Origin of the sequence: Frankia sp. CcI49 (genome assembly GCF_001983215.1) — a bacterium.
GTDB classification, from domain to species: domain Bacteria; phylum Actinomycetota; class Actinomycetes; order Frankiales; family Frankiaceae; genus Parafrankia; species Parafrankia irregularis.
This window is the reverse complement of sequence record NZ_MOWP01000050.1, coordinates 49,574-56,264: the sequence shown is the minus strand read 5'-3', so window position 1 is coordinate 56,264 and position 6,691 is coordinate 49,574. Positions and strand designations below refer to the sequence as shown.

7 protein-coding genes are annotated in these 6,691 nt (G+C 74.6%); 3 read left to right on the top strand and 4 right to left on the bottom strand.

From position 1 onward, the window contains the following. Positions 1 to 595 precede the first annotated feature (595 nt). Entirely contained in the window at positions 596 to 1,414 is an 819-nt protein-coding gene (locus CcI49_RS37805; RefSeq protein ID WP_076834437.1) for an urease accessory UreF family protein, read from the top strand. An 11-nt stretch (positions 1,415 to 1,425) separates the two neighbouring features. Here the strand turns inward: CcI49_RS37805 and CcI49_RS37800 are convergent, their stop codons facing one another. Next, the gene (locus CcI49_RS37800; protein WP_131831291.1) at positions 1,426 to 1,638 is read right to left on the bottom strand and encodes a hypothetical protein; all 213 of its coding nucleotides are present in this window, start codon (positions 1,636 to 1,638) and stop codon (positions 1,426 to 1,428) included. Positions 1,639 to 1,975: 337 nt separating this feature from the next. Here CcI49_RS37800 and ureG point away from each other — a divergent pair, with 337 nt between their 5' ends. Continuing rightward, positions 1,976 to 2,698, top strand: a complete 723-nt coding sequence (gene ureG, locus CcI49_RS37795) for an urease accessory protein UreG (RefSeq protein WP_116437614.1) — start codon at positions 1,976 to 1,978, stop codon at positions 2,696 to 2,698. 64 nt (positions 2,699 to 2,762) lie between these two features. Next, positions 2,763 to 3,653: an urease accessory protein UreD gene (locus tag CcI49_RS37790; RefSeq protein ID WP_054564594.1), complete on the top strand. Its 891-nt coding sequence runs from the start codon at positions 2,763 to 2,765 to the stop codon at positions 3,651 to 3,653. A 106-nt stretch (positions 3,654 to 3,759) separates the two neighbouring features. Here CcI49_RS37790 and CcI49_RS37785 read toward each other — a convergent pair whose 3' ends face one another. From CcI49_RS37785 to CcI49_RS37775, 3 genes are all read right to left on the bottom strand, one after another. Further along, on the bottom strand, positions 3,760 to 4,422 hold the full coding sequence (locus tag CcI49_RS37785; RefSeq protein WP_054564595.1) for a response regulator transcription factor: 663 nt from the start codon (positions 4,420 to 4,422) through the stop codon (positions 3,760 to 3,762). Position 4,423: 1 nt separating this feature from the next. Then, positions 4,424 to 5,875 carry a HAMP domain-containing sensor histidine kinase gene (locus CcI49_RS37780; protein ID WP_235497545.1) on the bottom strand — a complete coding sequence of 484 codons (1,452 nt, stop codon included), beginning with the start codon at positions 5,873 to 5,875 and terminating at the stop codon, positions 4,424 to 4,426. 121 nt (positions 5,876 to 5,996) lie between these two features. Further along, positions 5,997 to 6,542 carry a hypothetical protein gene (locus CcI49_RS37775; protein ID WP_158230882.1) on the bottom strand — a complete coding sequence of 182 codons (546 nt, stop codon included), beginning with the start codon at positions 6,540 to 6,542 and terminating at the stop codon, positions 5,997 to 5,999. Positions 6,543 to 6,691: the final 149 nt, after the last annotated feature.

Sequence of the window (6,691 nt, the reverse complement as noted above, 5' to 3'; positions counted from 1 at the left end):
CCTCGGCCGGCGGCAGGTCACCAGACCCGCACACCCAACGATCACCCGAATCCCCGCCACCAATTTGCTACAGGCTCCCTGACGACCAAAATCCTTCACTCTTGCGACTCGCCAAACCGGGCCACCGAGCTGCCGGGGTCTGGGGGGCCGGGGTCTGGGGGCCGGGCTGCCGGCTATCGGGAGTCCGGCCGCGTTGCCGGCGGTCAGCGCCGCTTCGACGATCGGTGCGAACCACCCGAGCCCGACGATTTCGACGAGCTCGAGCCCGAACTCTTGCGGTCGCACTCCCACTCGTGGTCGTCGTCGTCCCAGTCCGCCACGTAGCCGGCCTTACAGGTCGGCTTCGGCGGACGATCCGAGCAGGCGGCCACTCCCGAGGACACCGCCAGTGCCCCCACCAGGGCCAACGCGACGCGCGCATTTCCGCTGCGGCGCAGGCCCGGACGGTGTCTCTGCTGCATCGACATCGGCCGAGACTGGCATGGCCGGGCGCCGAGCGTGGGCGACATGTCGCAGAAGCGACCTGACGCCGATCCGTCCACGCAGGCCGGGGGCGGGCCGAACGGCCCGAGCGTGGTGGACAAGGATAGGTGGCATGAATGCGGATCCGACCACGACAGGTCACGTAGAGGCACGGGCCGCCTTGCTACTGCTGGCAGACGGTCGACTGCCCGCGGGCGGCCATGCGCATTCCGGCGGGGTGGAGGCCGCCGTGCTCGGTGGCGACATCACCGGGCTCGACGACCTCGCCGAGTTCCTGCGCGGCCGGCTCGCGACCGCGGGCCTGCTCGCCGCCTCCTTCGCCGCAGGGGTCTGCCGCGCGGTCCACGCCGCCGCCTCGGCCGCCGCAGCCGCCTCTGCCGGCCCCGCCAGCCCCGCCGGCCCGGCCAGCCCGGCCCACGCGGCCGGCCCCGCCAACCCGGCCGGCCCCGCCCACGCGGCCGGGACGAAGGGCGTGCCGCTGCTGGATGTCCTGGCGGCGTTCGATGACGAGGTCGACGCCCGCACTCCGTCGCCGGCGCAGCGTGCCGCCAGCCGGGCGCAGGGCCGGGCGCTGATGCGGGTGGCCCGGGCCGCCTGGCCGGTACCCGCCCAGCCGAGCGCACCGCATCACTGTGTGGCGCTCGGCCTGGTCGCCGCCGCCGCCGGCCTCGAACCACGCGACGCGGCCCTCGCCGCCGCCCACGCCTCGGTCAACGGCCCGGCGACGGCGGCCGTCCGGCTCCTCGGCCTCGACCCGCTGGCCGTCACCGGCCTGCTCGCGGAGATCGCCGCCTCGGTGGACAGCACCGCCTTCCAAGCCGACCAGGCGTCCCTCGGCTCCCCCGCCAGCCTTCCCGCCGGCAGCGCACCGCACCTCGACCTGCTCTCCGAACGGCACCGGACAGCCCAGGTCCGCATGTTCACGTCCTGAGAGCCTGGTCTTCAGGTCGGGCCGGGGCTGCCGGACGGTGCGCTCGCGGCGAAGGCGGCCGAGGCCAGCTCGCGGAAGCAACGCAGCGCGTCGTCGCCGTCCCGAGGACCGAGTACAGGACGGTGGCCGACGCGCCGATCGCCGTCGTCACCAGGCCGGGACGGCGCCTGAAGCCGGGACAGGGCGACGCCGGCCGGGATGCAGACATCGCCGCGTGCAGACATCGCCGCGGCACCAGCGTTCGGGCCGCGGGTGCCACCCGAGGGGCTCCCCGTGCTCATCCGGTCGGACGAACACGGCACCGCCGGTGTCCCGAATGCTATTGATCATGTACGCGTGTCCGTCCCCAGGGGCACGTGAGAGAGGCATGTGAGTCGGGCTGGTGCTGGCGGGCGTTACGCTTCGCACGCAGGGCCGGAGCAGGCAGACGGGCAAACACGCAGGCAGGCGGGCCACCCAACGCAGCACACCGAGCACCAGCGGGACACCCGGCACAGGCAGGAACAGGAGCGACGACCGGTGCACCTTGATCACGATCGACGTGGCGCGGTAGGCGGCTCACTGGTCGACGGGGTAGGCCTACCCTCGCCCAGCTCCGCGACCGAGTCGGGGCCACGCTGGCAGAGCCCGCCCGGCACGCCCGCCGGGCCGCCGCCGACCGACCGCGCGCTTCGCGTCGGAGTCGGCGGTCCGGTCGGGAGCGGCAAGACGGCGCTGGTGGCGGCGCTGTGCCGGGTACTGGCAGGCCGGGTCCGCCTCGCGGTGGTGACGAACGACATCTACACCACCGAGGATGCCGACTTCCTGCGCGCCGCCGGGGTCCTCGACCCCGTCCGGATCCGAGCCGTCGAGACGGGCTGCTGCCCGCACACGGCGATCCGGGATGACATCACGGCCAACCTCGACGCGGTCGAGGACCTGGAGGCCGAGCTCGGCCGGCTCGACCTCATCCTGGTCGAGAGCGGCGGTGACAACCTCACCGCGACGTTCAGCTACGGCCTGATCGACCGGCAGATCTTCGTAATCGACGTCGCGGGCGGCGACAAGGTGCCCCGCAAGGGCGGGCCCGGCGTCGCCAACAGTGACCTGCTGGTCATCAACAAGACCGACCTCGCCCCGCTCGTCGGCGCCGACCTGGAGGTCATGGCCCGCGACGCGGCCGCCATGCGCGGCGAGCGCGCGGACCGCCCGGTGCTGTTCACCAACCTCCGCTCCGACACCGGGGCCGCGGACGTCGCCGACTGGGTGCTCGCCCAGCTGCCGTCGCCTGCCCACCCCCGCTGAGCCCGCGCCGGTGACAGCAACGGCGGCGCCAGCGACGGGAACGCCGGCGACGGCGACGGCGAGAGTGACGACGCCCGATCCCGCCCCGACGACCAGGCTGTCGACCCCGTCCCGCACAGCCGTTCGGGCACGCGCGGCCCTGCGCGTCGAGCTGGACGCCGACGGCACCGCCAGGATCGCCGAGCTGCGGTCCGCGGTGCCTGTGATCCTGCGGCGCACCGGCGGGTCGGGGCGAGTGGTGGTGATCCACCTCGTGGGTGGTGCCGGCGGCCCGCTCGCCGGCGACGACCTCGGCCTCGACATCGCCGTGGGCGCGGGGGCGCACCTGGTCGTGCGGTCGGTGGCCGCGACCGTGGCGCTGCCCGGTCACGGCGCCGGTCCGTCGACGTTCGCGGTGCACGCACAGGTCGGCCCGGCGGCGGCGCTGAGCTGGCTCCCCGAGCCGACCGTGGTCGCCGCCGGCGCCCGGCACCGGATGACCACCGAGATCACCCTCACGCCGGACTCGTCGCTGCGCTACCGCGAGGAGATCCTGCTCGGCCGGTTCGGGGAGCCGGGCGGCAGCCTGACGACCTCACTGCGCGTGGACGTCGACGTCGACCGGGAAGCACCCCCGGCACCATCAGTGCACCCGGCGTCTTCGGTGCCGCGGCGGCGGCCGCTGCTGTGCCAGGAGCTCCGGCTGGGCCCGGACCTGCCCGGGGCAGCCGGTCCGGCCGTGCTCGCCGGCGCGCGGGCCATTGGCTCGGTCCTGGTCGCGGGCCCCGCTACCAGCTTCGATTCGGCTGCCGGTTCCGGCTCGGTGGCGGACGGGGTCGCTGCGCTGCGGCTGGCCGGACCGGGTGCGCTCGTCAGCGCGCTGGCAGGCGACGCGGTGACGCTGCGCCGCCGCCTCGACGCACTGGCCGGACCGCTCACCGGCGACCTGGCCGACACCCCCGCCGACACCCGGTAACGCCTACGCCTTGAACTGCCGGCTCCTGGCACTGCCGGCTCCTGGCAGCGCCGGCTCCTGGCAGCGCCAGGACCGGTGGCCGCGACGGGCCCGCGAGCCGGGTCTGTCAGGCTTCCAGCCGGTACCCCATGCCACGCAGGGTGGTGATGCAGCCCGCACCGATCTTGCGGCGGAGGTAGCCGACGTAGACGTCCACGATGTTGCTGCCGGGGTCGTGGTCGTAGCCCCAGACCGCCGAGAGGAGCTGTTCGCGGGCGAGCACCTGGCCCGGGTGGCGCAGGAACATCTCTGCGAGCAGGAACTCTCTGGCCGTCAGGTCGATCGTCCGGCCGCCCACCTGCGCCTGGCGGGTGCGCAGGTCGAGGCTGACATCCCGGACCCGCAGCACGGTCGGCTCCGGCGCCCGGTCGCCCCGCAGCCGCAGCCGGACGCGGGCCAGCAGCTCCTCGAAACGGAACGGCTTGGTCATGTAGTCGTCGGCTCCGCCTTCCAGCGCCGCCACCGTGTCACGCACGCCGTCCCGCGCGGTCAGGACGACCACGGGAGCGGCCACGCCGGCCCCGCGCAGCCGCCGCAGCACCGAGAAGCCGTCGATGTCCGGCAGGCCCAGGTCGAGGACGACCAGGTCGATGCCGCCCTGCAGGACGAGGTCCAGCGTGGACGCCCCGTCGCGGGCGCAGACCGTCAGGAACCCGTTGGCGCGCAGGCCCTTCTCGATGAAGGAGGCGATGCGGGACTCGTCCTCGGCGATCAGTACCCGGTGGGCCACGTCAGTCACCCTCCCGAGCCAGGTCACGCCCCCGGGCGGTACCCACCCGCGCCCCACCGGCCGGCCCCTGGCGAGGCACGGTCAGCTCGAAGGTCGCGCCGTCGCCGGGCTCACCGAGCACGCGGACGTCCCCGCCGTGCGCGATCGCGATGGCGCGCACGATGGCCAGGCCGAGCCCGGCGCCCTCGGACGACCCACGACCGGGCTGACCGCGCGCAAACCGCTCGAAGATCCGCTCCCGGTCCCCGGGCACGACCCCCGGCCCGGTGTCGGTGACCCAGAAGCACACCCCGTCGGCGTACGGGCGGGAGCCGAGGCGCACCTCGTCGCCGGTGTCGGTGTTCTGCACGGCGTTCTGCGCGAGCTGGACGACCGCCTGCGTGACACGGTGGCGGTCCATCACCGCAGTGCCCGGGCACGTCCCCGCCAGTCGCCACCGCCGCGACGCCAACGCGCAGACCCGCGACATCAGGTCATCGGTGAACGCGGTCAGGTCGACCTCCGCGACCTGGAGGAAGTCGGGCCGCCGGGCCTTCGCGAGCGTCAGCAGGTCGTCGACCATGCGGCTCATCCGGTCAAGCTCGTCGGTGACCAGGGCGACGGTCTCCGTGCGTTCCGCCGGGTCGTCGGAGAGCAGTTCCAGATGCCCGCGGATGATCGTGATCGGGGTACGCAGCTCGTGCCCGGCGTCGTCGACGAACGCCCGCTGGGTCGCGAAGGCGTCCTCCAGGCGATCGAGCATGCCGTTGAACGTGCGCGCCAGCTCCGCGATCTCGTCCCGGCCCGCCACGGGGATCCGCCGGGAGAAGTCCGTGTCACTGATGACCTGGGCGGTGCGGCGCAGCTCCCGGACCGGAGCGAGTACCCGGCCCGCCACCAGCCAGCCCCCGGCTCCGGCCAGGGCGAGAGCCGCGAACCCGACGATCGCCAGCACCCGGACCACCTCCCCGACCTCGGCCCGCTCCCGGTCGACGAAGACCGCCGCGGCGAACACTCCCCGCTCCGGCGCGCCCGCCACCTGGACCGGGACCGTGGCGAACCGAACCTCGCCGGCCGGCGTCCGGATCGTCCCGTAGCGCGGCTGCGGGTCCGCGGCGAACGTCGCGACCACCTGCCGGTCGCTGTCCAGGCGATAGACCGGCTCCTCGGCGCTGCGCCGGAACGGCGCGCCGTCGACGAGCGCGAGCATGGTCTCGTTGGGCCCCGGAATCGTGCGCTCCAGATGTGCCTGGAGCAGGTCACGCACGTTCGAGAACGGCTGGGACGTGCGCGGGTCGACGGAGGCCGTCGCGAGCCGGCGCAGCTCGGCGACCTGGCGGGCCAGGCCACGGTCGACCCGCTCGTCCACCCGAGCCAGCAGCACCTCGCGCGAGACCAGCACCGACCCCGCAAGGGCCACGGCCACCAGCAACACCTGCCAGCCGAGGATCCGCAGGCGCGCCGAGGTCGTCACGTGCCGCGTGGCACGGCGTGTCCGGAACGGCCTCACGGCCCACCAGCCTGGTCGAGGCAGCCCTCGGCGCGCATGTGACGCTGATGAGAACTCACTCATCTCCGCGTCGTGAACAGCTCGGTCACGGGGTCGGGCTGGCCGGCGGGGACGGCACCGTGACCGCCGGCTCGGGCCAGGCCGCCGGCTCCGGCGCCGCCGACGGCTCGGGCGCCACGGCGGCCGGCAGCGGACGGACCGTCACCGCCGGGACTCCGCCGAGGGCACCGGCGCGCGCCAGCTCCTCCGTGCCCTGGCGCGACTCGGCCATCTCCGCGAGCCGACGCCGAGCGTCCTCGTCCGGCACGGCGCCGGGCACCGCCTCGGTAGGCATCGGCACCGGCTCGGCGGAGACACCGCCCGGCCCCGGCGTCGGCGTCGGGACGCCCGCGGGCAGCAGGATCGGGCCGCCGAGATCAGGCGGCGGCGGCATGCTGCCGCCGGTGACCGCGACTCCGAACCCGGGTACGACGATCGCCGCCGCGACCACCGCGGCCAGCACGACACCCGGGGCCGCCGTCGGCAGCCTGCGGCGGATCTCCCTGGAGGTGGCACGGACTCGGGTGGCCGGCCGGTGGCGCCCGTCACGCCGAATGCGCCTCATAGCCACAAAGGCTAACGGGATGTTCACAGACGTCTCCACCGCACACGCTTCTCCGGCACCGCGCCGCGGACACTCCGTCAGGGCGCCGCGGACTCGCCGCGCCAGGCGGCCCCGGAGCCGATGAGAAGGCTCTCACCGGGGGCTCACCCCCAACCCACGGTCAGCGACGAGCGTCG